We start from the raw sequence: 22,954 nt of genomic DNA, 5'->3' as shown, positions 1-22,954 counted from the left end.
AATCTTCGGGAGTTGGAGCGTTTATTTAAAGGAAGTGGCTTCGTCAAGTATGTGAGTTCGATTTATCTCAAGGAACTTTGCAATACCGCGAATATGAGATTTATGAAGCTGAGCAAAAATAGTCTAAGTCTCGAAATCGATGATGATAATACATTTTGGGTAATTGATTATTTGAATGGTGGTAAAAGGAGGTTGCTGAAGACACTTTCTGGAGGACAGACTTTCCAAGCCTCTCTTTGTCTGGCTTTGGCTTTAGCAGAAAAAGTAAAAGCACTCAATCAAGCCGATCAAAGTTTCTTTTTCTTGGATGAAGGATTTGGTGCTTTGGATAGAAATGCGCTTCGTGTGGTTTTTGAAACGTTAAAATCCCTTCGCCATGAAAATAGGATTGTTGGAATTATCTCCCATGTTGAAGAGCTTCAACAGGAAATAGGCGTTTATGCGCAGATAGAATTAGACCCTGAAAAAGGATCTCAGATTAGCTATTCTTTCTAAAAAAAATCCCCGGCAATGTCGGGGAAATTTTTGATTAGAAAATCACATTAAAATATTGGTATTGACCCAGTTGATCTCTTCCTCTCGGATAGTATGTTCCGGATCATCAAAGAGCCATGTTTTTACATTAGCTCCCATTTTTGTCATTAATTCTGCCGATTCTTTGATTCGGCTTGCTGGTACATGAAAGTCTCTATCACTACTTCCTATGAATACTGGAGTTCCATTGAAATCGCCAGTATACTTTTCCGGTTGGAGCTTTTCACCAATTAACCCACCAGTAAATGCAATCACACCACCTAATTTTTGAGCATTTCTACTCGTAAATTCAAGACTTAAACAAGCTCCTTGAGAAAATCCTATCAAGTAAATGTTTTCAGGAAGGATTCCTGAATCTACAATTTTACTCCAAGCAGATTCCAAAATAGAAATGGAATTTTCCAAAGCTATCCCGTTCTGTAGGTCTGGAGCCATAAAACTGAATGGATACCAAGTATTCCCATCGGCTTGAGGTGCCAAAAGTGCAAAGTCCTCCAGCTTTAGATAATCGCTAAGCGATAAAATACTTGTTGCTGTTGCTCCTCTCCCATGGATTAAGATTGCAGCTTTTTTTGCTTTTTCAAGTGGTAGGCCTGCAGTTTTTAGATTAGACATAATCCTCCGTTTTTAAGGCAACTGGAGTTAAGTTTTTCTCGATTTTTTCCCGATTTGGTTCAGCCCAGTCCGGCAATTTGATTAGTTCTCCTAAATGAGCTTCTTCTTCATCGATGGCAAACCCTGGCTCATCTGTTGCTATTTCAAATAATACCCCTCCCGGCTCCCTAAAATAAATGGAAGTAAAGTAATTTCTATCTTTCACTTCAGTCACTTGATAGCCGTTATTCATCAAGATTTCTTGAACTTTCAATTGACTTGATGCATTCTCTGTTCTGAAAGCAATGTGATGAACTGTACCGGCACTTTGCATTCCACGATTACCATTTGGGTTAACAAGAATATCTAAAAGATCTCCAGGTTTCCCTTCAGTCCCATAACGGAATCTATCACCTTCCTGCGCAATAAATCGGTAGTCCATGTGGTTAACCAATAATTGTTCAGTTAATTCTTTGGATCGAAGATTTAAAGTAGCGCCATAAAATCCTTTGATAGAATATTCCTGTGGAACCTGACCATAGGTCCACCCAGATCTATCATCAGAATCATTGGCTACAAGCTCGATTCCCATTCCATCATGATCTTCAAACCGAATCAGTTTTTCACCGAATCGTGTCAAAATATCCGAAACTGCTACACCATATTTTTTCAATCTTTCTATCCAAAAATCTAAGGAATTTGATGGGATAGAAAATGCAGTATAAGTTAACTCTCCAGTCCCTTTAGTTCCCTTTCGGGCTCCCGTGAATGGAAATGTGGTAAAGATTGTTCCAGGTCTACCTAGTTCATCTCCGAAATAGAAATGATAGACATCCGGAGCATCGAAGTTGATGGTCTTTTTCACCAATCTCAATCCTAAAACACCTGAGTAAAAATCAACATTGGCTTGAGGATTTCCAGCAATGGCTGTGATATGGTGTATTCCGCTGATTAATGGCTTCATGATTACTGGGATAAAGAGGTTTAAAGAAAGCTATGAGGAAAATTCCTCATAGCTTGTAATTTATTATTAAATACAACTGGTTTTAATCAGCCAAAACTTCTTCAGTTTGCTTCACTAATTGTACACTTAAGATCAATCTAACTTGATCACTTACCACTACTGAACCTGCTTCTGTCACTGCAGACCAAGACAAACCGAAATCTTTTCTATTTACTTTTCCCTCGATTTCAAAACCTGCTTTAGTCTGTCCATAAGGATCACCAGCAACTCCTCCTAAATCTACATTCAATTCAACCTGCTTGGTAGTTTCTCTCATGGTTAAATCGCCTACCAATTTATGATCATCACCGTTTTTAATGATTTTGCCTTCAAAAGTCAATTTAGGATGATTTGCAGCATCAAAGAAATCTGCTGATTTCAAATGATTATCACGATCTGTCTGGTTGGTGTCAATGCTGTCAATATCAGCTGAGAATGAAACTTTAGCTCCATCAAAATCTTCCGATGTGCTTTCTGCACTTCCTTCGAATTTTCTGAAATAACCTGTAACTGTTGAAATCACTAAGTGCTTCACTTTAAAAGAAACCTCAGAATGAGTAGGGTCGATAATCCATTTAGTTGTTGCCATAATAATTGTTGTTTTTGGTTTTAAATTTATTTGATTTGTTAATACATTATATGTCTATACATTGATTTAGGTAAAAAAACTTACCCCCTCAATTTATCCAAAAGGTCATTTAGAAGATTTACTTCTTCCGAACTTAAGTGAATAAAATTCCTGTTTTCTTCCTCCACTTTAGCTTGAAGTTCAGCTAGAATTTTCAAACCTTTCTCTGTGATTAATACATCCACTTGTCTTCTATCATTTGGACATTCAGAACGTTTTACCAATTCTTTAATCTTTAACTTTTCAACCAAACGCGACGCATTTGACATCTTGTTCAACATTCTATCTTGAATGGAAGAAACGGTGGTAGGTACTCCATTTTGACCTCTTAAAATCCGTAATACATTGTACTGTTCTGGTGAAATACCATAAGGCTTGAAAAGCGAATTTTGATTCGTCACAAAGTAGCTATGAGTATATAATAGGTTCACAACCGCCTTATTGAAAGGGTCTTTAAACTCTTTTTGCTGAATTGCTTCTTCTATCTTCACCATTTTATTGCAAATGTATTTAATGTATATACATGTAAAAGTAAGTAAATGTTTCAAACATTGCAAAGATTTATGCAACTATCTCATTTATAGGGAATAAAATAATTTTGAATAGGATGAAACTGAAAAAAATAGGTTAGCTGTTTTCAATCAACCAATCTCCAATTAGTCGATTGATTTCCCTAGGTTTCTCAATACAGCTGCTATGCCCTGCACCAGGCACAATATGTAGCTTGGATTTTGGAATATTCATTTGGATGAACTTTGCTTTTACCGGCTTGGTAGCCACGTCCTCATCACCAACAATAATCATTGTTGAGCACTTGATGTGCTTCAACTCTTCCTCTATCCCATTTCGATAAATAACCCCGTCCACTGGCCCTGTAATTGTTTTTTTATTAGTCATCAATTCTTTCCGCCAGAATTCTATTTCCTCTTTGTTCAGCGGATTTGTTAACCAACTTTCGGCAAACATGATGGGCATGACTTTAGTAGCTATTGGGCCAATAACGCCAAACCACTTCACGACCCCATTTAGCGTTTTGTATTTGGGAATATTTTCTACCGGCTCCGAATTAGCTGAGGTTTCCATTAAAATAAGACTCTTTATTATCTCTGGATGTCTAGCGGCTAGCCTCATTCCTATAAATCCTCCCATTGATAAACCTGCAAAATGAACAGGGCCTTTGCAGAGCTGTTTAATAAGTTGAAAGGCATCTTCCGTAAGAATATCCATATCAAATGGACTTTTGACTTCGCTTTGACCCTGGCCACGATGGTCGTATGAAATCACTCTAAATCGGGCGGAAAGAAATTCGACCTGAGCCTCAAACATTTTATGACTCCAAAGTAATCCATGAGAAAAAATAATTGTTTCCTCTCCTACGCCTTGATCAGAATAAAATAATTCAACACCATTTACTTTAATATAGGGCATTTTCTAAAAGGTTTAAAAATGAACCGGACTATACTGTACTAAATTATACAATATAACCCGGCTCTAGGTTTTATAGATTTAATAGATTACCAATCTAGACCAGGTTGTGTGATTTTTACGCTACCTTCTTCAGCTTTGGCTTTATCAACTATGTTTTTTACATCTTCCAAAAGCTTTTTGGCATCGTAAACAATACCATCTTTTACGGTATACTTCACACCACCTACTCTGATGGCCTTATTATTTTCATCAATTCTGATCGCTCCTGTTCCATAAAGCACTTTCAGATTTTGAAGTGGATTTTCCTCCACGATTACAAAATCCGCCAATTTGCCAACTTCAACAGTGCCTATTTCATTCTCCATTCCCATGAGTTCGGCTCCATACATAGTCGCTGATCTGATGACTTCCAAAGGGTGAAAACCTGCTTCTTGAAGAAGCTCTAATTCACGGATGTATGCAAAACCATACAATTGGTAAATAAATCCGGAATCAGATCCAGCGGTAACTCTTCCTCCACGGTTTTTGTATTCATTTACAAAAGTCATCCAAAGTCTATAATTCTCTTTCCATTGGATTTCCAAAGCAGTAGTCCAGTCAAACCAATAAGATCCATGAGATTGTCTACTCGGCTCATAAAAATTCCAAAGGGAAGGCAAGGTGTAAACCTCATGCCATTCTGCCCGTTGGGCACGCATCAAATCTCGATTCGCTTCATAAATGTTGAAAGTTGGATCCAACGTAAAATCCAATTCCAATAATTCATTCATTACTTTATTCCAATGCTCTGAATAAGGTTTGGCAGCCTGTTCCCACAGTTTACCTGCTTCAGAAAAACGATGTTGTTCATTTTGGTAATTATAATCTACCGGGAAATCCTGAATCGTTTTATCAGTAAATAAAGCTTCTGGAAGGCCGTACCAATGTTCCATCGATGAAAGTCCTGCTCTTGCTGAATTTAATACATTCCATCTAGCTACATCCATCTGAGCATGGTGCATTGCTGAACGAAGTCCAATCCTTTTATTTTCAGAAATCGCAGCTTCCATCACCTCTGGTTTTGCCCCGAAAAACTTAATCCCATCCGCTCCTTTGGCTTTATTTGAATTGACCCAAGACTTTGCTTCTTCGGCATTCGTGATTGGATTTTCAGCACCTTGACCAAAGGAGGTATATGCCAAAATTCTAGGAGCGGTTATTTCGTTTGCCGCAGATTTTTCTTTTTGATCCAAGACCCAGCCAAGTCCATTCCCGGTAGATGGATCCCTGATCGTTGTTACTCCATGGGCCATCCACAATTTAAAAACATATTCGGCAGGAGTCCCTTGTCCTCTTCCCCCAATATGTGCATGGGAATCGACAAAACCTGGCATCAAATAATGACCCTCTAAGTCATACACTTTATCGTTTTCACCAGCTTTTGGTCTTCTATTTTCATTAATTGGAAGGCCTGGATATCCTACGATTTGAATTTGAGCAATTTTGTTTTTTTCGACTACAATATCTACTGGACCAATCGGGGGTGCCCCTGTCCCATCAATTAAAATGACGCCCCTTAAAATAAGGCGGCCGTATTGACCGTCACCCTCGGTTCGGTCAGGAGCAGGTTCAATTTGTGCATTAACTGAAGCTGAAAGAAAGCCGCAGAAAAATGCAATTAAAAGTAAAGATTTTTTCATGGTTGATGGTTTTATGAATTAAGAGCAATAAGATAGTTCAAATTGCCACAACTTAAAACCAGTATTAGATGAACAGCAGTCATAAAAAAAACTCTTTGGATAACCAAAGAGCTTTTTCTTAACGTGGGTGGTTTATTTATAAATCTTTAAACTTCTCCATAATATCTTCTGAAATTCCTGTGAAGGAATACCCACCATCATGGAAGAGGTTTTGCATTGTTACCATTCTAGTCATATCAGAAAACATCGTAACGATATAATCTGCACAACTTTCGGCAGATGCATTTCCTAATGGAGACAAAGCGTCTGCAAAGTTGTAAAAAGAATCAAATCCTCCAATTCCTGTTCCAGCAGTAGTTTTTGTTGGAGATTGGGAAATGGTGTTGACCCGTACATTTTTAAGTTTTCCAAATCGATAACCGTATCCTCTAGCGATACTTTCTAATAACGATTTAGCATCTGCCATGTCGGTATAAAAAGGGAATACCCTCTGTGCCGCGATGTAAGATAATCCTACAATCGAACCCCATTCTTTCATCACATCCATCTTCTCCGCTACTTGCATCATTTTATGGAAAGAGATGGCGGAAACATCATAGGATTTCATAGCCCAGTCATAATTCAAATCTCCATAGGAACGACCTTTTCGGATATTTGGAGACATCCCAATGGAATGTAAGATAAAGTCAAAATCTCCACCCAAATACTCTTTTGCTTCGGTATAAAGCTTTTCGATATCCTCCAGACTCGTTGCATCCGCTGGAATGACAATGGTGTCACATTCTTTAGCAAGATCATTGATAGCCCCCATTCTCATGGCGATCGGTGCATTGGTAAGGACAAATCGGGCTCCTTGTTCTTTAGCTTTTAGAGCGGTTTTCCAGGCGATGGAATTCTCGTCAAGGGCACCGGTAATGATACCTAGTTTTCCTTTCAGCAAATTTTCTGGCATATAAAATTGGGTTGATTTCAAAAATATGTGTAAAAATAGAGAAAATTTGGCATTCAGTCCCAAAGATGGAGCGCTAAGTCTGAATTATCGGCTCAATAGTTCTTTTGCACTCTCAAGTGCTGAACTAGATGGATTGGCTCCTCCGATCATTTTTGCCAACTCTAAAACCCTTTCTTCAGCACCTAACTCCCTGATTTTACTAATCGTTTTTTGAGAGGAATTGTCTTTGTATACAAAAAAGTGTACATCTCCTTGGCCTGCTACCTGAGGCAAATGAGTAATACAAATAACTTGATGTTTCATGGCAATTTCTTTCATCATCCGAACCATTTGCAAAGCAACCTCTCCGGAAATCCCTGTGTCAATCTCATCAAAAATCAAGGTGGGCATGGCCATTCGGTCAGCCATCAAATATTTAATTGCAAAAAGTAATCTTGAAAATTCTCCTCCTGAAGCCACTTTTTTAAGAGCTTGAAGCGAAGTTCCTTTGTTTGCCGAGAAAAGCAATTCGATTTCGTCCATTCCCTTTACGGAAGGATCTATAGAATTTTGCTCGACTTTGAGTTTAGCATTTTCCATCCCCAAATCAAACAGTAACTTTTCCATTTCCTTTTGAAAAGTTTCAAAACAAGTCCTCCTTTTTTTACTTAAATCCTTACCAGATTTCAATACAGCTTGTTCCGCTTTTTCAAGTTCTATTTTTGCTACTGAAAGTGTTTCATCTAAATTCTGAAACTGAAAAACTTTATCCGCCAATTCTGCCTCCAATACCATCAATTCCTCAACAGAAGCAAGTCCATGCTTTTTCTGTAATTGATAAATTTTGCTAAGTCGCTCTCTGACTTCATCCAATCTTTCAAAATCAATTTCTACGGATGACTCTTCACTTGCCAATGTTTCCGAAAGATCTTTCAGCTCGATAAAAATACTTTGGAATCGTTCCTTCAAGGGCTCAAATTTATGGGCCAACTTTTCAAGTGCTGCGAGTGCCTGGTGAGCTTGGGTCATTCCATTAAAGACTCCGAACTGATCATCTTCGAAAAGATTTAACATTTCGTTGATTTTCAATTTAATTTCCTCAGCATTTTCCAAAACTTCTTGCAAAGACTCCAATTCGTCCTGCTCCCCTTTTTGTAGGGAAAGACTACTGAGTTCTTCCAGCTGGAACTGATTAAAATCGGCTTCTTTTTGAAGCTCTAAAGCTTTTTCTTTTAAATCCTGAAATGCCTTTTGAGCTTTTTTGAAAGCTTTAAAAGCGATCTGATAACTTGCTAACTCTTCTTTACTATGAGAAAAAGCATCGATCAAATCCAATTGATAAGAACCAACCGCAAGTTGGAGTGTATCATGTTGAGAATGAACGTCCATCAACTTCGAACCTAAAAATTTAAGCACATCCAGAAGAACAGGGGTATCATTGACAAAAGAACGTGATTTTCCACTTGGACTAATCTCTCTTCTTATGATACAAGTGGAATCGTAATCCAAATCTTCTTTTTCAAAAAATTCTCTCAAGCCATATTCACCAATTTCAAAAATGCCCTCAACGATGCATTTTTTATCTTCAAAGAGTAAAACTTTGGTATCGGCCCTATTCCCTAATAAGAGACCAACAGCACCCAACATAATAGATTTACCGGCTCCTGTTTCTCCCGTAATCATACTCAAACCAGCACCAGGCTTCATCAAAAGCTGGTCAATTAGCGCATAATTTTGAATATTAAGAGATTTAAGCATGGGTGATCAAAAGGAAAAGAACAAAGTTATCAATCGCATTTAGCTTTTCAGCAACTCGTTATATTTTCTGGCATTATTGGGATCTACTTCGAGCAAAAGCTTGACTAATTCTGTCCGGATTTCTAAAGAAGCATTTTTGAAAACATTTGAAATTTCATCTCCTTTGGCATCCATAAATGTGATGGTCAAAATACCATTTGGCTGTGCTTTATTCGCTTCAGCCACTAATCGAACTGCCTCAAGCATATTTTCGTAGGCTTTTTCAGGCTCTATTTGTAAAATATCCAGCCCTTGTCTATGATATAAGTAATATGCTTCACGGATGGGTCCATATACCGAAGATGTATAGATATCATTGATCAACCAATATCGATTTCGCCGATCAGTGGGGCTTTGCACCCAACCTGCTCTTCCTGATTGCTGTGCATTGTTTACAATATCATTTGCAATTTCGTAAAAATTGTCTCCACCCTTACTAGAGAAACTATCATAATCCATTCCTAAAGCGATGTGTGCATAGTACCCTAATAAAGAGCTTATATTATTCAAAAAATTAAATCTATTGAATTCAAGAGGCTGGGATTCTATGTATTCAAAATTCCAGTTTCTATCAGCAAAATTAAAAATTAAAGATTCGTAATTGGTCCCATAAACAGGCCTAACAGTTTGTATCTGAACGGTTGCATTATATACTCCCACTTGGGGCACGTCATTAATTGTTATAAGCATATTCCCCTTGATTCGCTCCTCGGGCCGAAACTCATCATTCGTCCAAGATCTTCCATTCAAGAATTGTTCAAAGCTAGTCTTCATGGTAGAAAACACAGTAGTATTCTGAATTCTAGCTCGGTCACTGTTGATAATAACCGTGAAATTCAATTCCTGGGCAGAGCTCAAGTGACTTATAAAAGTCAAAAACATGCAGAAAAAAACTTTCTTCATAACTCTAAAAATAAGGAAATAATCAGGTTCAAACCCCAATTGGAGCCAATTTGATTTGGTCTATAATCAATTCAGCAATTTTTGATTTATCTGCTACTTCAGAGCTAATTGAACCCCCAATTGACTGATAAATGTGTACTTTATTTGTATCAAGCTGAAAACCAGCACCGCTCTCTTTCATAGAGTTTAAAACGATCAAATTAAAGTTTTTCTTATACAACTTAGCTTTTGCATTTTCAGCTTCATTTTCTGTTTCTAGTGCAAAACCCACATGCAACTGTCCTGGTTTTTTGATTTTCCCAAGTTCAAATGCTATATCTACATTTTTGACCATTTTAAGGGTAAGTTCGGAATCACTCTTTTTTATTTTTTCAGGAGCGATTTCTGCCGGGGCATAATCAGCTACAGCTGCGGCAAAAACGCAAATATCCATCATAGAATGAATTTTTAGCGCGGCTGAGTACATTTCCTTGGCAGACCTAACATCTGTCCAGTGAAATCTATTTCTTTCTACTTCAAGAGAAATCGGCCCCGAAACCACAAAGACTTCAGCTCCCTTATCTTTAAATGCATTTGCCAATGCGACTCCCATTTTACCACTGGAATGATTACTGATAAACCTTACCGGATCAATGGCTTCCTGAGTTGGTCCCATAGTAATGAGAACCTTTTTGTTTTTAAAATCTTCTTTTTGCTTAAAAAAATTATTTACTCTTATCAGAATATTCTCTGGCTCCATCATTCTCCCCTGTCCGGATAAACCACTAGCTAATTCTCCTGATTCAGCATCCAAGATCATATTACCAAAGGAGTTCAATCTATTGAGATTAGCAATCAAAGACGGATGTTGATACATGTCTAAATCCATTGCCGGAGCAATCATAACAGGACATCTAGCCGAAAGATAGGTTGCTGTCAAAAGATTATCGCAGAGACCATTGGCAAATTTGGCGATAGTATTTGCGCTGATTGGAGCTACTAAAAATAAATCCGCCCAAAGGCCAAGTTCAACATGATTGTTCCAAACTCCTGTTTCATCTTTTTGGAATTGTACCAAAACAGGTCTTTTGGAAAGCGTAGCCAATGTAAGAGGGGTAATAAAATCAAGAGCAGAAGCGCTCATAATAATTTGCACTTCTGCTCCAGATTTAATTAGTAAACGAGTAAGATGGGCTGATTTATACGCGGCAATACTACCGGTAACTCCCAAAATTATTCTTTTACCTTGTAGGCTCATAAGGTTTACTCTGCAGACTCTTCATTAGGGTATCTATGATATATCTTACCTTCCATAAACTCCTCCATAGCCATAGTAGAAGGTTTTGGCATTCTTTCGTAAAACTTTGAAATCTCGATTTGCTCTTTGTTTTCAAAAACCTCTTCAAGATTATCGACAGTTGAAGCAAACTCAGAAAGCTTATTATTTAATTCTTCTTTTAAGGTGGAAGAAATTTGCTTAGCTCTCTGACCTACTATATGAAGAGACTCATACAGGTTTCCAGTCTGTTCAGCGATTTTATCTAAATCACGAGTAATAATTGACGGATTAATTGCCATATTTTGATCTATTTACGTTTCGTTTAATTATTGTTGATTGGAGTTTCAAGAGTTGCTTTCTTTTCGGCTTCTTGTTGAGCCACTCTTTCGGCCACTTTCTTTTTTAACTCCAAATGATCTTGCATTTCTTCTCTGGCTTCTTCTTCATAGATTTTCACCTTTGCTGTATAGCCGCTATTAGGATACTTTCTATAAAAATTGCCTGCAAATCTTAGCGCATCAGTTAATCTTTCCTCTTTTTTGGCATAAGCTGAATTTTCAGCATAACCTGTTGCAACTTCTACTAATTTGTAAGCTAATTCTTCATTGTACTTACTCTCAGGGTAGTCTTTGGCAAAGTTCTGAAAATTAACAATGCATGCTCTATAGAAGTCCCCTGGATATAAACCGTCTTTTAAACGATAATACATAGAAGACTCTTGGTATGCTTTTTCCTCAAATCTTAGTTCCAAATCTCCTAACATTTCCATTGCTCTTTCATAACTGGCAGAGCCCGGGAATCTTGTCACAAACTGCTGAATTGCTGCAACAGCCTCTTGACTACTTTGTTGATCAAGGTTATAATCCGGAGCATCAAGATAAAGGGAATAGGCATTCATGAACAATGCTTCCTCTGCTAAAGGACTTCGGTTATAAGTCCTGAAGAAGTTACTAAAATAACCTGCAGCCTCTATATAGCGTTTTGTCTTGAAATGACAATTAGCATAATTATAGTCTGCTAATTCAGCTTTCTCACTTCCTCTTATTACCGGAAGTACTTTATCATATAGGATAATCGCTTTATTATATTCTCCTTCCTGGTAATATTTATTAGCTCCTGCATAGAGTTCTTCCCAATTTGTGCTTTTTTCAAGCTTATTGAAAGGACCACAGGCACTTAATGCCATAAATACTAATAGAACGATAATGTTATGTACGCGCATTTTCATATTCAAGACCGCAAATATACGGGATAATTATTCGGATTCAAATGAAGATTGATGGAGAGACGATCGCTTACTTCTTGACTTGTAGCTTTTTGGTCACAATATTCTTATTGTCCACAAAAAGTGTGTAGAAATAAACTCCCGGATTGAAATCAGAAACATTGATCACCAATGAATTTCTATCAGGATCTAACTGATATTCTGCCACAGGGTTACCAATAAAACTATTTATCGTGATTTTCGCCTTGGCATTAGGATTTTTTAACTGATAATCCAATTGAGCAATTCTATTACTTGGGTTTGGATAAATATCACTTAAGGTTAAGTCTTTATAGTCAAACTCATCTATTTTTTCGTCAGGATTAGAAACATCATACCTAGCTTCTACTACAAAAGACTCTCTGATATTTTCGAGATTAACAAAGTTTAAATCAAAACTACCACGGGTTTCTACTATTCCCATTTCAAAATCGAGATACAAATCAGTCATTAATTCACCGGGAGCTAAAGTGATTCTAATCTTTGCGAGATCTTTTCTTGGATCAAAACAGTCATCTCCTATACAAATCCTAACGTGCTGAGAGGAACCAACATTTCCAGTTAAGTTTTTTAAGAAATATGTTTTTGATTGAGAAGACTCATTCTGAAGTATTACAGTTTTTCTTTGGATTGAGTTTAAATCACCAGAGAATTCAAGGTCCTCACTCAACACGCGAACCTGCTGTGCTTCCGCAAATAGCGGGAACATCAGGCAAAGCCACATCAAAAATTTGAGAGAGTTATTCATGTAGAATTCTAATCAATAAGCGGTGTTCTGTTTATACAGTAATCAATATACGGACAAAATTAGTTTGATGTTAATCAGAACACAGAAAAATCGGGTTAATTCTTGTTAACCTTTATAAAATTTTTTCCAAAGTTGGACGTTACCGCTTTTTATTGGACTTTAACCTTAATTAAAAACCTTTTTCTCAGGCCTGTAACCTCTCTTTTTCATTTCGTCCTCAATTTCTTTTTCGGTAGGAAGTCTTATTTCTATCTCAGGAATATTGAAAAGATTTTTAGCTTTCAAGTCAATTTCTTGAGGGGTTCTCCATCTAAAAATAGTAGACATATCCGGTCTCTCTTCAAACCTCCAATTAAAACCCGTAAGTCTTGAGTTTTCATCATTTAGGTTTTGGAAAGGAATGAATCGTCCATCTGGTTTTATTCCATAATTTACTCTTTGTATCGCTCCGTCCTTAAATTTCAATTTAATGGTTGCACTCAGAGTTTTATTAGCACCTTGAGAAATCGTGTCAGACTCTAATACAAAATACAATGACTCTCCATTTCCATCGATATCCATTTGGTTAATTTGTCCATCCAGAAAATAGCCCATCATCTTCCGCCCCTTCATCTGATTGAAATTCAGAATAGTATCCTGGGTGATTATAAACGCGTTGTCTTTTAAATAAACACGATCTAAAGTTTCTTTTTCAATATAAAAAGTCATACTGTCAGAGGAAATTTGGCTCTTTTGATTCCACATGACAGGATCCTTAAACAGTTGGATAGAGGAATCGCTGTAATTGTACACTAAAGAATCTGCTTTCCCGGAAAGATCGGATTTCACCAAATTTACAGAACGAAATGCAAGCAGAAATTTTGCAGAATCCATTTCATTATCTTGTGAAATAAGAGAATCTGAGGTCATATACAGTGTATCGCTTTCAAAATACCTCCTTACCAGCGCATTACCATAAACCAGACTATATTTTCGTTCCTCCCAATATTTCCCGACATCTCCAAAAATCTCTACTTCTCTTTCTTTATTTAAAACTTGAACTTCATCTTTCCCTTCATAATAGGCAAGATTTTCATCGTAAAAAAGTTCTACAGCCCTAACCCTACTGGTTTCAGTATCAACGACTCCATTAAAAAATCGAAATTGTTTTTTCTGAGTATCATAAAAACTTCCATTTTGGGCATCTAGCGTGTTTCCTTCCTTTGACACTAAATTTGTCAACCCTTTTGTTTCTGCAGTTTTAGGGATGGTCATATAAACCAGATCATTGGTTTTCATGGTATAATCCGGATTAATCAAAACCACGTCGTTTTCAAAGGTGATTCGTTCAATACTGACCTCATATTTCCCTTTTTCACTAGTCAGAACATTCACCGAATCAACTACTTTTCCATCATTATAATAATATGCGATGTTTAGACCTCTATCGTAATCAAGATAATCAGTGTACAAAGTCGTTTCTTGATTGGTAAAAACAACATTATTTCTAAGCTTCGCGAGCTTTTTATTTCCATCATATTCCGCATAAGCACTAGTGGTTTTTATTGGGTCTTCTTGGTCTACAATCCTTACATTCCCAAATAATCTTGCTTGATTAGTAGATCGGTAAAAATGAGCCGAATCACAATAAATGAGTGAATTTTGATTTCTCATTTCAACATCCCCGATTAATCTCTCAAAACCATTTGCTCCCAATAATACATCCGCTTTCATTATTTCTAATGTAGAGGAACCTTGAGCTTGGACTTGAAAAGCCACAAACAATAAAAAACCAATTACGAGAAAAAAACGAGAGATTTGAATTGTCATAAATTATTGGATGGGGCAAAATTAGCAGAAAATGATATTTTTGATCAATGATCGAAGCATTTATCGAACATATCAAAAATAAATCCTTATTAGATTCTAATGAGAAGTATCTCCTGGCTTGCAGTGGGGGTTTGGATAGTGTTTGTCTTGGAACTCTCCTTTATTTTTCTAAAATCAATTTTGAAGTCGCTCATGTTAATTTTCAATTACGGGAAAAGGAAAGCGATGATGATGAAAAATTTGTCAGGTTGTTAGCTGAAAGTTGGAGATCTGAGTTTCATGTTCTTCATGCCGAAACCTCCAGAGTAAGGCAGGAGAAAAACCTCTCGACCCAAATGGCGGCAAGAGAAATTCGATATGATTGGTTTGAGAAAATCCGAAAAACCAGAAACCTTCAAGGAATAATTATTGCACACCATCAAGATGATCAATTGGAAACTATTTTTCTAAATCTGTTAAGGGGCACGGGCATAGAAGGATTATACGGAATGGCAGATAGAAGAGGTTTTCTGATTAGACCTTTGTTGCCCTTTTCGAGAAAAAACATCTTGGACTACGCCAAAGAGAAATCCTTGAAATGGAGAGAGGATAGCTCTAATACAAAAACTGATTACAAAAGAAACAAATTGCGTTTGGATGTATTACCCATTATTTACAATACTTCTGAAGATTCAAGAGCAAATTTAATTACAAGCTTTAATAGACTTAAAGATACTGGAAGAGCATTTTCCGGATTATTTGAGTTATGGAAAAGTAAAAGCATCCTTGACCAAGATGGTTTTCAATCTGTTAAATTCGAAGATTTCATGCATCTTGATGGCACTGCCTCAATCCTCTATTTTTGGCTTCGGTCCTACGGATTTAACTCTGATCAAGTTCAAGAAATCTATCAATCGTGCCTAGCAGGTGAAGCAGGAAAATTTTTCCAAAGCCCAGACCACATTTTGAATATTGACAGAAATCAATTGATTTTAGCTCCGAAAGCAAAACATTTTGATGCCATTGAAATATCTGAAAATGATCTGGGTTTTATACTTCCGGAGGGCAAATATGAAATTCTTAAACTAAAAGGCGAAGTAGATTTAGACAAAAGTAGCATGAATGCAATGCTCGATCTAGATCAATTAAATTTCCCTTTAACAATTAGAACTTGGAAGGAAGGTGATAGATTTATTCCCTTAGGAATGAAAAACAGCAAGAAAATCAGTGACTTTTTGATAGATTTGAAAATTCCATTAATCAAAAAGCAAGAGATCAGAATCTTAGAATCTGGAGAAAAAATTGCTTGGATCATTGGATACAGAATTGCAGATTGGGCAAAGCATACAGCAGCAACCCGAAAGACTTTATACCTGAAAAAACGGTAATTATGAGGAATCCTTTTTCAAAGACCTATACATCTGAAGAACATGAAATGTTTGATTTCCTCACACAAATCAAGTTTTTTGAAAGGATGAAAAATAAAGAAATGGCTAGGTTTATTCCAGCCATGCATCATCGGAAATATAAGAGAGATGAAGTTGTGTTTTTCAGTAAAGACCCGAGTCAGGCCCTATATTTAGTCAAAAAAGGTCAAATCACTTTAACAATCGATGTTAAAGATAATTTTGAAACAATTTTGGAAATAGGAAGAGGTGAGGCATTTGGAGAAAATTCACTTTTAGAGAATGCTAAAAGAACCTATACTGCTATCGTTGTTTCAGAAGAAGCGGATTTAATTGTAATCCCTTACTTTGCTATTCAGGAAGTTTTTGATAGTAATCCAAAAATCAAGGCAAAAATGATGACTTCGCTTTCGGAATACTATAATCAAAACAACCAAAGACTCTTTAAATCTTACAGAGAATCTTTCGGCTTTTTCAGCCTCCGCCAAATGTTTGAATAAGTTAGCTCGAAGCTTTTTGATTGCATTCATCAAAAATCCTCTTTCTTCAAACAAAGTATTCACTTAGTAGCTTCTATTACTAGCCATAGTTTAATAACTTAGCAGCGCTTTTAAGGCAGTATATTTAATAAAAATCAAAATAATCTCATGAGCAAAGTAACCGTAGTAGGGGCAGGTAACGTGGGTGCAACCTGTGCCGATGTATTGGCATATCGCGAAATCGCAGAAGAAATAGTTCTTGTGGACATCAAGGAAGGTGTAGCTGAAGGTAAAGCACTGGACATTTGGCAGAAAGCTCCAATCAATCAGTATGATAGTCGTACAGTTGGAAGCACAAATGATTATAGTAAAACTGCCAATTCAGATGTGGTAGTAATCACTTCGGGTCTTCCACGTAAACCTGGCATGACTCGTGATGATTTGATCGAAACGAATGCAGGTATCGTAAAATCCGTAACTGAGAATGTAGTAAAACATTCTCCAAACGCAATCATCATTGTAGTTTCGAATCCACTGGATGTAATGACTTATCAAGCTCATTTAACTTCAAAGCTCCCAAGAAATAAAGTAATGGGAATGGCTGGAATCCTTGATACTGCAAGATATAGAGCATTTATCGCATCTGAATTAAATGTATCTCCTAAAGAGATTCAGGCAATTCTTATGGGAGGTCATGGCGACACAATGGTCCCACTTCCTCGTTATACTACTGTAGCTGGTATTCCAGTAACAGAATTAATACCAGCAGATAAACTAGATGCCATTATAGAAAGAACCAAATTCGGCGGTGGTGAATTAGTGAAATTAATGGGAACCTCTGCATGGTATGCACCAGGTTCTGCTGCTGCTCAAATGGTAGAAGCTATTTTGAAGAATCAAAGAAGAGTATTCCCTGTTTGCATCAAATTGGAGGGAGAATATGGAATTGATGACTGTTATTTAGGTGTTCCGGTAATCCTTGGAAAAAATGGTATTGAGAAAGTTCTTGAACTAGATCTAAATGATGAAGAAAAAGCACTTCTTGAAACTTCAAGAGGCCATGTAAAAGAAGTAATGGAAGTATTGAATAAACTGGGGAAATAAGCCAGTTTCTTTAAAATAAACAGACCTAAGAATTTGAGGGTTTTCCTCTTAATTCTTAGGTCTAATTTTTGTAATATGTTTCCCGAAACAATAAAAGACTTGTGAAAATCTGGAAAAGCCTACTTATTCTTTTATTCATAATCCTTTTAGCAGGAGGCGGTTTTTGGGTCTATCAAAATTATTTTTCCACCCGTAAAATCAACAGCCTTGATATAATCAGTCAAGAGGCAATTTTTGTTTTTGAGACTTACCAGGGAGCTGAAACTTGGAATACTCTAGTTAATGATCCTGTTTGGGGGATTTTTCAAACACTGCCAGCCTTTGACAGGCTATCAAAGCAGCTGGTAACTTTAGACAGTCTTACAGGAGAAAATGGGCAAATAGCAAAACTTGTCCAAAAAGAGCAATTGACGGTAAGTTTGCATTCCACTGGAATTGAAAATTTTGAATTACTCTACACTCTAAATTTAAACCCGTCAAAAACTTCTGGTTTGATTGAGGATATAAAAGCAAAAATCCCTGCTGGATCACGCTTTCAAAACCGAATGTACTCGGACCAAGAGGTCATAGAATTTTACGACAGCGAAAACAACAGAGGGTGGTCCATTTCAATACTTGGTGACTTAGTGGTATTTTCATCATCCTCATTTTTAGTTGAGCAGGCGATTCGTTTTTATATGAATGAAAACCAGGAAACGTATTCAAAGCTAATAACGGGGACAACATTAAGTTCAGATTCACCGGGAAGGTTATTACTTTCTGGCAAGGGGTTAGCGGCAATGTTGAAGGGAATTGCAGGTGATCGAGAAAGTCAGGCTATAGCCAGTCTAGAGATCCTAAATACAGCATTAGCTCTAGATCTTTCATTTGAGGAAGGCAGGCTTGAATTTGTAGGCCCAGTCTATCATCCAGATCCTATTAATTTCACACCTTCCATTCGAGCTAATTTAACTGCAATAGAATCCTTGATTTCTAATCGGACTTTAGCGCTGACCCAATATAATCTTGAAAGTATTTTTGAAACTCAAAAAATCGAAAACCGTGCATTTCCGTATCGATCAACTTTAATTGGGGAAATTCAAAGGACGCTAACTGACCGTGGATTCTTTGATAATTTTTCAGGCGAACTTTATTTTTTGGACTTAGAAAAGTATGGCGGTTCAGATCAAAATCTAGCTTTATTAGCCAGAACTTTTGATGCCTCCGCACCTTTGGATTTACTTAAAGCGTTTCAAAAATCTGAAAATGAAGAAAATTCTGATTTCTACTTAGATTATGAAATTTTATTTATCCCCGAGGAAGAATTTCCAGCCCATCTATTTTCGGGAAAATTCCATGGTTTCGGTCAGACTTTCGTAACAAGCATTAATGACATTTTGGTTTTCTGTAACTCTCAACAGGCAATGAAGTTGATCTTGGATGATTTTACATCCAATAATACTTGGAGGAACTCCCCGAATTCTCCTGCAGCAAAATCAGAATTAAACTCTGCTTCCGGCTTTTCAAAGATTTATTTGATTGATGAAATATGGGCTAAGTGGACCCAAAACACCAATCCATCCTGGAGTTCATTTCTACAAAAATATAGCGGTAGTTTCCAATCTTTCCCTTGGCTTTCTCTACATATAAATAAACTCCCTGACAGAACGGAAGCAACATTAAAAATACCTTATAAAGGTGATTATAAAGCTGAAATCAAACAAGTTGACGCTATTAGCCTTCAGCCAAATAAGACTATTTCTTTGGATCAAACTTTAATCTATGGACCTTCTACAGCTTTAAATTATCAAGACAATACCCAGGATATTTTGGTTCAAGATGGAAGTAATGTCATCCACCTATTTAATGAAATAGGCGATGAAGTTTATAGCTATCCTCTTGATGGCCCTATCGTTTCTGATATTTTTCAGATCGATTATTATAAAAATGGAAAGCTTCAAATTTTATTAGCTACCAAAAACAAAATTTACGGAATTGACCGACTTGGGAATCTTCTTCCTGGGTATCCATTTGATCTAGGAAACGAATGGATTTCCCATTTGAATCTGGTGGATTACTCAAATAATAAAGAGTACCGATACTTTATCAGTACTGAGGACGGAAATCTCTATTTGTTGGATAAAACTGGTCAACAACTTGACGGATGGAATCCACTTTCCATAAACGAAAAAACTACTGGCCCGCCTGCACATTACAGAATCCCTGGGAAAGGAGATTATATGGTTGCATTGGGAGAAAATGGAAATCTATTTTTATTCAATAGAAGAGGTGAGAGACAAGGGGGAACTCCTATTAATTTTGGGGAAGCAATTAAATCGGAAGGTATTGTCTGGAGAGATCCAAGTTCCCGATCTTATAAATTTGTTTCGATTACTTCGAATGGGGAAATTATTCAAAGCAACTTTGATGGAGAAATTGGATATAGAAATCAGCTGATTAAAGATGATAAAGACAGTGAATTTATCCTTGTAGCTGATCAAAAAGCAAATGATTTTGTGTTTGTCTCAAGGCAGTATAACGAAGTATCGATATTAGACAAAACAGAAAAATTGTTAATGAATATCAGGGTTTCCAGCGAAAACTTAATCTATCAGTATTTTGATTTTGGATCGGATAGGCAGATTTTCGCGCTGACTGACCTCACTCAGGAATTTAGTTATTTATACGATCTTGAGGGAAATTTATTGACAACCATGCCACTGGAGAGTAGCAATTCAATACAGATTACATACCAGTCTTCCAAAGGTCAATACCTAATAAGAACTATTAGTGGTTCTAGAATCACGGAATTTTTATTGGCAGATTAAGCTTTGTCAATAGCTTGGGACTGGAATTTTGAATAGCTAACTTGCAAAAAAACCAAACCTTATGTTTAAAAAGTATTTCTTATTTCTCTTTCTATTTAGTTTGATCTCTCTTTCTTATGGTCAATTAATCACAGAGCAAGAAGATTTAAGGGAAATAACTGAAGAGATAAATTTAAGTTCACCCTATTATACTACTCTTACTTTCTTCTATAATTTGGAAGAAGCGAATTTTCATCCTGACAAGGCGGCTGAAGCACTAAATTTAAAAGGGGTAAAATCTCAAAATGGAGATAATCTAAGTGTAAAACTAAAACAGATTTTTGAAGGGAAGGGTGTAATTATAAGAACCAGTGAAATTCCCAATGAACAGGATTTTAGAGATACTACTGCAGGCTTTGATCAGATTTATTACTTTGATAAATCCAAACTCCCGGGTATTTTCTTAGAAAAGATAGGCTCTCAATGGAAATTTTCTGCTTTTACCGTAGGGCAAATAAACAGTCTACATACCGAAACTTATCCATTCGGAACAGCCAAATTACTCGATCTTCTTCCAAAAATTGGAAATGAAGAATATCTAGGATTTCACCTTTGGCAGCTAGTAGGTTTACTGGTTTTAATTTTTGTAGTATTTCTAAGCCACTTGCTGTTTACATTTTTGGTAGACAAAGGGCTTTTATATATCCTGAAACGCTTCGGTTATGGGTATATAGGTGAGCACTATTTACTCCCCGTCGCCAGAATTACCAGCTTTTATTTAATCGTCCTACTTTTGGCCCTTTTTCTTCCAGTGTTACAACTTCCTACGGGAATTTGGGCTTGGATAATTGTAATTATCAATACCTTAAAACCGTTTTTAATAACTGTCATTTTCTATAAAATCGTAGATGTGATAGCTGCGTATTTTTCAAAATTGGCAGAAAGAACAGAGTCTACTCTTGACGATCAATTAGTGCCATTGATCAGAAAATCACTCAAAGCATTTGTAATAATTATTGGTACTCTTTTCGTCTTAAAAGAAGGACTTGATCTCGACATCATCCCTTTTCTTACAGGATTATCAATTGGTGGTGTGGCAATTGCTTTAGCCGCTCAGGATACCATAAAAAACTTTTTTGGTTCAATTATGATCTTTTTAGACAGGCCTTTCCAGGTTGGGGATTGGATTACTTCCGGAGATTTGGATGGTACAGTTGAGGAAGTTGGTTTTAGATCGACTAGAGTAAGAACATTTCGTAATTCTGTAATGTATATTCCGAATGGAAAAGTCGCCGACGCAACGATTGATAATCATGGTTTAAGGCAATATCGAAGGTTCTATTCTACCATTACAATTACCTATGATACGCCACCAGATCTGGTAGAGGAGTTTGTTAAAGGTCTTCGCGAGATAGTACTCTCCCACCCAAATACCAGAAAGGATACTTTTCACGTCTATTTCAATAATTTATCATCATTTAGCTTAGATATCATGTTTTATATCTTTTTTGAAGTTCCTACCTGGGCAGAAGAATTAAGATGTAGGCATGAAGTCCTGATCAAAATAATGAAACTTGCCAATGCTTTAGGTGTCAGATTTGCATTTCCAACGCAGACAGTGCATATGGAGTCTTTCCCCGAAAAGAAAAGTCAATCTCCAGTATACGATCAGGATGTCAAAAATTATCAGGCAAAATTAAGTCAGTTTATGCAGCAAGAACTGAGAAAAAAGGAAAACTAAAAAGGTTTGATGTTATTTAATATCGATTACTTTGGTAAAGATTTCTCCTTTTGACTTGGCAGTAATTAAATATTTCCCTTTAATCTCGGGTAGTTTGATCTCAATGGAACTAGGAATGGGCGAAGATCCTTTAGCTTTTGACCAATAAAGTATTGTTCTCCAGTCCATCGTTCTGCCTTCATTGTCTGGAGAATCAAATAATGTATTTGCAGAGCCTATTTTTGGCTGTATTCCTTCATAATCTACATAGATGCCATTTGTAGGAATTGGAAAACCACCAAAATCATTTTTGTAAGAAGAGAAACTTAGCACGCCAGGGAATTCTTCTTCATTTAAATAAAATGTTCTGGTAAGGATTTCAAGTGATCTTAATCCTTTGGGGTCAAATCTTGCCAATTCATCAGAATCAAAAATAGGCATTGCATCTATTAGCATTAACGGATTTGAATCAAAGGAAAAATTCCCAACCCCATTAATTGCCCTAAATTCCTTTTTCTTCTGAACAGTTTTAACTGAAACTTCAGGGACATATTCTTTGATTACCGTCTCCACGGTCTCAAACCGGGTATAGTCATCAAGCTCATAAACTCTATCTTCCACAAAACCAGTTACAACTGACGCATTAAAAGCATCGTATTCATGAACAAAATAACCTTCAATTTGACCTCCTTTTAACAACTCCTTCAGGAATGGTTCATCCGCAGGACTAATTTCTAAAACAGGAAAACTAAAGTCAGCCTTAAAATGAGTTTTTGGAGCAGGCGAAATGATATTAAAATCTATCAAACTCTTATTCCCATCTGCCTGAGCTACCAAGTATTTCCAGTTTTTCATTCCTCCAGCATCAAAGAAAAGGCTCCCATCTACTTCAGGTCTATCTGTT

Annotated in this window: 20 protein-coding genes and 1 pseudogene; 6 read left to right on the top strand and 15 right to left on the bottom strand. The window is 36.7% G+C overall.

The features are described from left to right. A partial coding sequence (locus Q0L68_RS04760; RefSeq protein WP_296700091.1) for an SbcC/MukB-like Walker B domain-containing protein occupies window positions 1-495 on the top strand: 495 nt, incomplete at its 5' end. Window positions 496-537: 42 nt separating this feature from the next. Here Q0L68_RS04760 and Q0L68_RS04755 read toward each other — a convergent pair. The 14 genes from Q0L68_RS04755 to Q0L68_RS04690 form a co-directional block, all read right to left on the bottom strand. Beyond that, window positions 538-1,149: a dienelactone hydrolase family protein gene (locus Q0L68_RS04755; protein WP_296700090.1), complete on the bottom strand. Its 612-nt coding sequence runs from the start codon at window positions 1,147-1,149 to the stop codon at window positions 538-540. After that, window positions 1,142-2,092, bottom strand: a complete 951-nt coding sequence (locus tag Q0L68_RS04750) for a ring-cleaving dioxygenase (RefSeq protein ID WP_296700088.1) — start codon at window positions 2,090-2,092, stop codon at window positions 1,142-1,144. Before Q0L68_RS04750 ends, Q0L68_RS04755 begins: the two co-directional genes overlap by 8 nt. Before the next feature lie 82 nt (window positions 2,093-2,174). Then, the gene (locus Q0L68_RS04745; protein WP_296700087.1) at window positions 2,175-2,720 is read right to left on the bottom strand and encodes a YceI family protein; all 546 of its coding nucleotides are present in this window, start codon (window positions 2,718-2,720) and stop codon (window positions 2,175-2,177) included. Window positions 2,721-2,800: 80 nt separating this feature from the next. After that, complete coding sequence (locus Q0L68_RS04740) at window positions 2,801-3,253, bottom strand: MarR family transcriptional regulator (RefSeq protein ID WP_296700084.1); 453 nt, start codon at window positions 3,251-3,253, stop codon at window positions 2,801-2,803. Between the two features lie 133 nt (window positions 3,254-3,386). Then, entirely contained in the window at window positions 3,387-4,187 is an 801-nt protein-coding gene (locus Q0L68_RS04735; RefSeq protein ID WP_296700082.1) for an alpha/beta hydrolase, read from the bottom strand. Window positions 4,188-4,273: 86 nt separating this feature from the next. Next, window positions 4,274-5,866, bottom strand: coding sequence for an amidohydrolase family protein (locus Q0L68_RS04730; RefSeq protein ID WP_296700078.1), 1,593 nt, complete (start codon window positions 5,864-5,866; stop codon window positions 4,274-4,276). Window positions 5,867-6,002: 136 nt separating this feature from the next. Then, the gene (locus Q0L68_RS04725) at window positions 6,003-6,818 is read right to left on the bottom strand and encodes an SDR family oxidoreductase (protein ID WP_296700076.1); all 816 of its coding nucleotides are present in this window, start codon (window positions 6,816-6,818) and stop codon (window positions 6,003-6,005) included. An 84-nt stretch (window positions 6,819-6,902) separates the two neighbouring features. Continuing rightward, window positions 6,903-8,555: a DNA repair protein RecN gene (gene recN, locus Q0L68_RS04720; RefSeq protein ID WP_296700073.1), complete on the bottom strand. Its 1,653-nt coding sequence runs from the start codon at window positions 8,553-8,555 to the stop codon at window positions 6,903-6,905. A 39-nt stretch (window positions 8,556-8,594) separates the two neighbouring features. Next, window positions 8,595-9,497, bottom strand: coding sequence for a DUF4835 family protein (locus tag Q0L68_RS04715; protein ID WP_296700070.1), 903 nt, complete (start codon window positions 9,495-9,497; stop codon window positions 8,595-8,597). 28 nt (window positions 9,498-9,525) lie between these two features. Next, the gene (coaBC, locus tag Q0L68_RS04710) at window positions 9,526-10,734 is read right to left on the bottom strand and encodes a bifunctional phosphopantothenoylcysteine decarboxylase/phosphopantothenate--cysteine ligase CoaBC (RefSeq protein WP_296700067.1); all 1,209 of its coding nucleotides are present in this window, start codon (window positions 10,732-10,734) and stop codon (window positions 9,526-9,528) included. 5 nt (window positions 10,735-10,739) lie between these two features. After that, entirely contained in the window at window positions 10,740-11,054 is a 315-nt protein-coding gene (locus tag Q0L68_RS04705) for a DNA-directed RNA polymerase subunit omega (protein WP_296700064.1), read from the bottom strand. A 23-nt stretch (window positions 11,055-11,077) separates the two neighbouring features. Continuing rightward, on the bottom strand, window positions 11,078-11,983 hold the full coding sequence (bamD, locus tag Q0L68_RS04700; RefSeq protein ID WP_296700061.1) for an outer membrane protein assembly factor BamD: 906 nt from the start codon (window positions 11,981-11,983) through the stop codon (window positions 11,078-11,080). 67 nt (window positions 11,984-12,050) lie between these two features. Continuing rightward, the gene (locus Q0L68_RS04695) at window positions 12,051-12,767 is read right to left on the bottom strand and encodes a T9SS type A sorting domain-containing protein (protein WP_296700058.1); all 717 of its coding nucleotides are present in this window, start codon (window positions 12,765-12,767) and stop codon (window positions 12,051-12,053) included. 165 nt (window positions 12,768-12,932) lie between these two features. Then, entirely contained in the window at window positions 12,933-14,576 is a 1,644-nt protein-coding gene (locus Q0L68_RS04690; protein ID WP_296700056.1) for an OstA-like protein, read from the bottom strand. A 47-nt stretch (window positions 14,577-14,623) separates the two neighbouring features. Between Q0L68_RS04690 and tilS the strand changes: the two genes are divergently transcribed. From tilS to Q0L68_RS04665, 5 genes are all read left to right on the top strand, one after another. Continuing rightward, the gene (gene tilS, locus Q0L68_RS04685; RefSeq protein WP_296700053.1) at window positions 14,624-15,943 is read left to right on the top strand and encodes a tRNA lysidine(34) synthetase TilS; all 1,320 of its coding nucleotides are present in this window, start codon (window positions 14,624-14,626) and stop codon (window positions 15,941-15,943) included. Between the two features lie 2 nt (window positions 15,944-15,945). Next, window positions 15,946-16,461, top strand: a complete 516-nt coding sequence (locus tag Q0L68_RS04680; protein ID WP_296700051.1) for a Crp/Fnr family transcriptional regulator — start codon at window positions 15,946-15,948, stop codon at window positions 16,459-16,461. A 147-nt stretch (window positions 16,462-16,608) separates the two neighbouring features. Then, window positions 16,609-17,544: a malate dehydrogenase gene (gene mdh / locus Q0L68_RS04675; protein ID WP_296700048.1), complete on the top strand. Its 936-nt coding sequence runs from the start codon at window positions 16,609-16,611 to the stop codon at window positions 17,542-17,544. Window positions 17,545-17,645: 101 nt separating this feature from the next. Next, a complete protein-coding gene (locus Q0L68_RS04670) occupies window positions 17,646-20,351 on the top strand; it encodes a hypothetical protein (RefSeq protein WP_296700046.1) in 2,706 nt (901 codons plus the stop codon). Between the two features lie 61 nt (window positions 20,352-20,412). Further along, window positions 20,413-22,071 carry a mechanosensitive ion channel family protein gene (locus Q0L68_RS04665; RefSeq protein WP_296700043.1) on the top strand — a complete coding sequence of 553 codons (1,659 nt, stop codon included), beginning with the start codon at window positions 20,413-20,415 and terminating at the stop codon, window positions 22,069-22,071. A 12-nt stretch (window positions 22,072-22,083) separates the two neighbouring features. Here the strand turns inward: Q0L68_RS04665 and Q0L68_RS04660 are convergent. Continuing rightward, window positions 22,084-22,954: pseudogene (locus Q0L68_RS04660) on the bottom strand (hypothetical protein); the annotation flags it as partial.

The sequence above is a fragment of the Algoriphagus sp. genome, assembly GCF_024642405.1.
Lineage (GTDB): Bacteria > Bacteroidota > Bacteroidia > Cytophagales > Cyclobacteriaceae > Algoriphagus.
The sequence above is the reverse complement of the archived record's forward strand: the minus strand, read 5'-3'. Positions and strand labels throughout refer to the sequence as shown.

What these genes read in the sequence shown, in the direction of transcription:
- coaBC (WP_296700067.1), bottom strand. Translation starts at nt 10,734, where the DNA reads ATGAGCCTACAAGGTAAAAGAATAATTTTGGGAGTTACCGGTAGTATT.
- Q0L68_RS04735 (WP_296700082.1), bottom strand. Translation starts at nt 4,187, where the DNA reads ATGCCCTATATTAAAGTAAATGGTGTTGAATTATTTTATTCTGATCAA.
- Q0L68_RS04755 (WP_296700090.1), bottom strand. Translation starts at nt 1,149, where the DNA reads ATGTCTAATCTAAAAACTGCAGGCCTACCACTTGAAAAAGCAAAAAAA.
- Q0L68_RS04715 (WP_296700070.1), bottom strand. Translation starts at nt 9,497, where the DNA reads ATGAAGAAAGTTTTTTTCTGCATGTTTTTGACTTTTATAAGTCACTTG.
- bamD (WP_296700061.1), bottom strand. Translation starts at nt 11,983, where the DNA reads ATGAAAATGCGCGTACATAACATTATCGTTCTATTAGTATTTATGGCA.
- mdh (WP_296700048.1), top strand. Translation starts at nt 16,609, where the DNA reads ATGAGCAAAGTAACCGTAGTAGGGGCAGGTAACGTGGGTGCAACCTGT.
- Q0L68_RS04695 (WP_296700058.1), bottom strand. Translation starts at nt 12,767, where the DNA reads ATGAATAACTCTCTCAAATTTTTGATGTGGCTTTGCCTGATGTTCCCG.
- Q0L68_RS04665 (WP_296700043.1), top strand. Translation starts at nt 20,413, where the DNA reads ATGTTTAAAAAGTATTTCTTATTTCTCTTTCTATTTAGTTTGATCTCT.
- Q0L68_RS04725 (WP_296700076.1), bottom strand. Translation starts at nt 6,818, where the DNA reads ATGCCAGAAAATTTGCTGAAAGGAAAACTAGGTATCATTACCGGTGCC.
- Q0L68_RS04750 (WP_296700088.1), bottom strand. Translation starts at nt 2,092, where the DNA reads ATGAAGCCATTAATCAGCGGAATACACCATATCACAGCCATTGCTGGA.
- Q0L68_RS04745 (WP_296700087.1), bottom strand. Translation starts at nt 2,720, where the DNA reads ATGGCAACAACTAAATGGATTATCGACCCTACTCATTCTGAGGTTTCT.
- Q0L68_RS04690 (WP_296700056.1), bottom strand. Translation starts at nt 14,576, where the DNA reads ATGACAATTCAAATCTCTCGTTTTTTTCTCGTAATTGGTTTTTTATTG.
- Q0L68_RS04740 (WP_296700084.1), bottom strand. Translation starts at nt 3,253, where the DNA reads ATGGTGAAGATAGAAGAAGCAATTCAGCAAAAAGAGTTTAAAGACCCT.
- Q0L68_RS04705 (WP_296700064.1), bottom strand. Translation starts at nt 11,054, where the DNA reads ATGGCAATTAATCCGTCAATTATTACTCGTGATTTAGATAAAATCGCT.
- Q0L68_RS04680 (WP_296700051.1), top strand. Translation starts at nt 15,946, where the DNA reads ATGAGGAATCCTTTTTCAAAGACCTATACATCTGAAGAACATGAAATG.
- tilS (WP_296700053.1), top strand. Translation starts at nt 14,624, where the DNA reads ATGATCGAAGCATTTATCGAACATATCAAAAATAAATCCTTATTAGAT.
- recN (WP_296700073.1), bottom strand. Translation starts at nt 8,555, where the DNA reads ATGCTTAAATCTCTTAATATTCAAAATTATGCGCTAATTGACCAGCTT.
- Q0L68_RS04730 (WP_296700078.1), bottom strand. Translation starts at nt 5,866, where the DNA reads ATGAAAAAATCTTTACTTTTAATTGCATTTTTCTGCGGCTTTCTTTCA.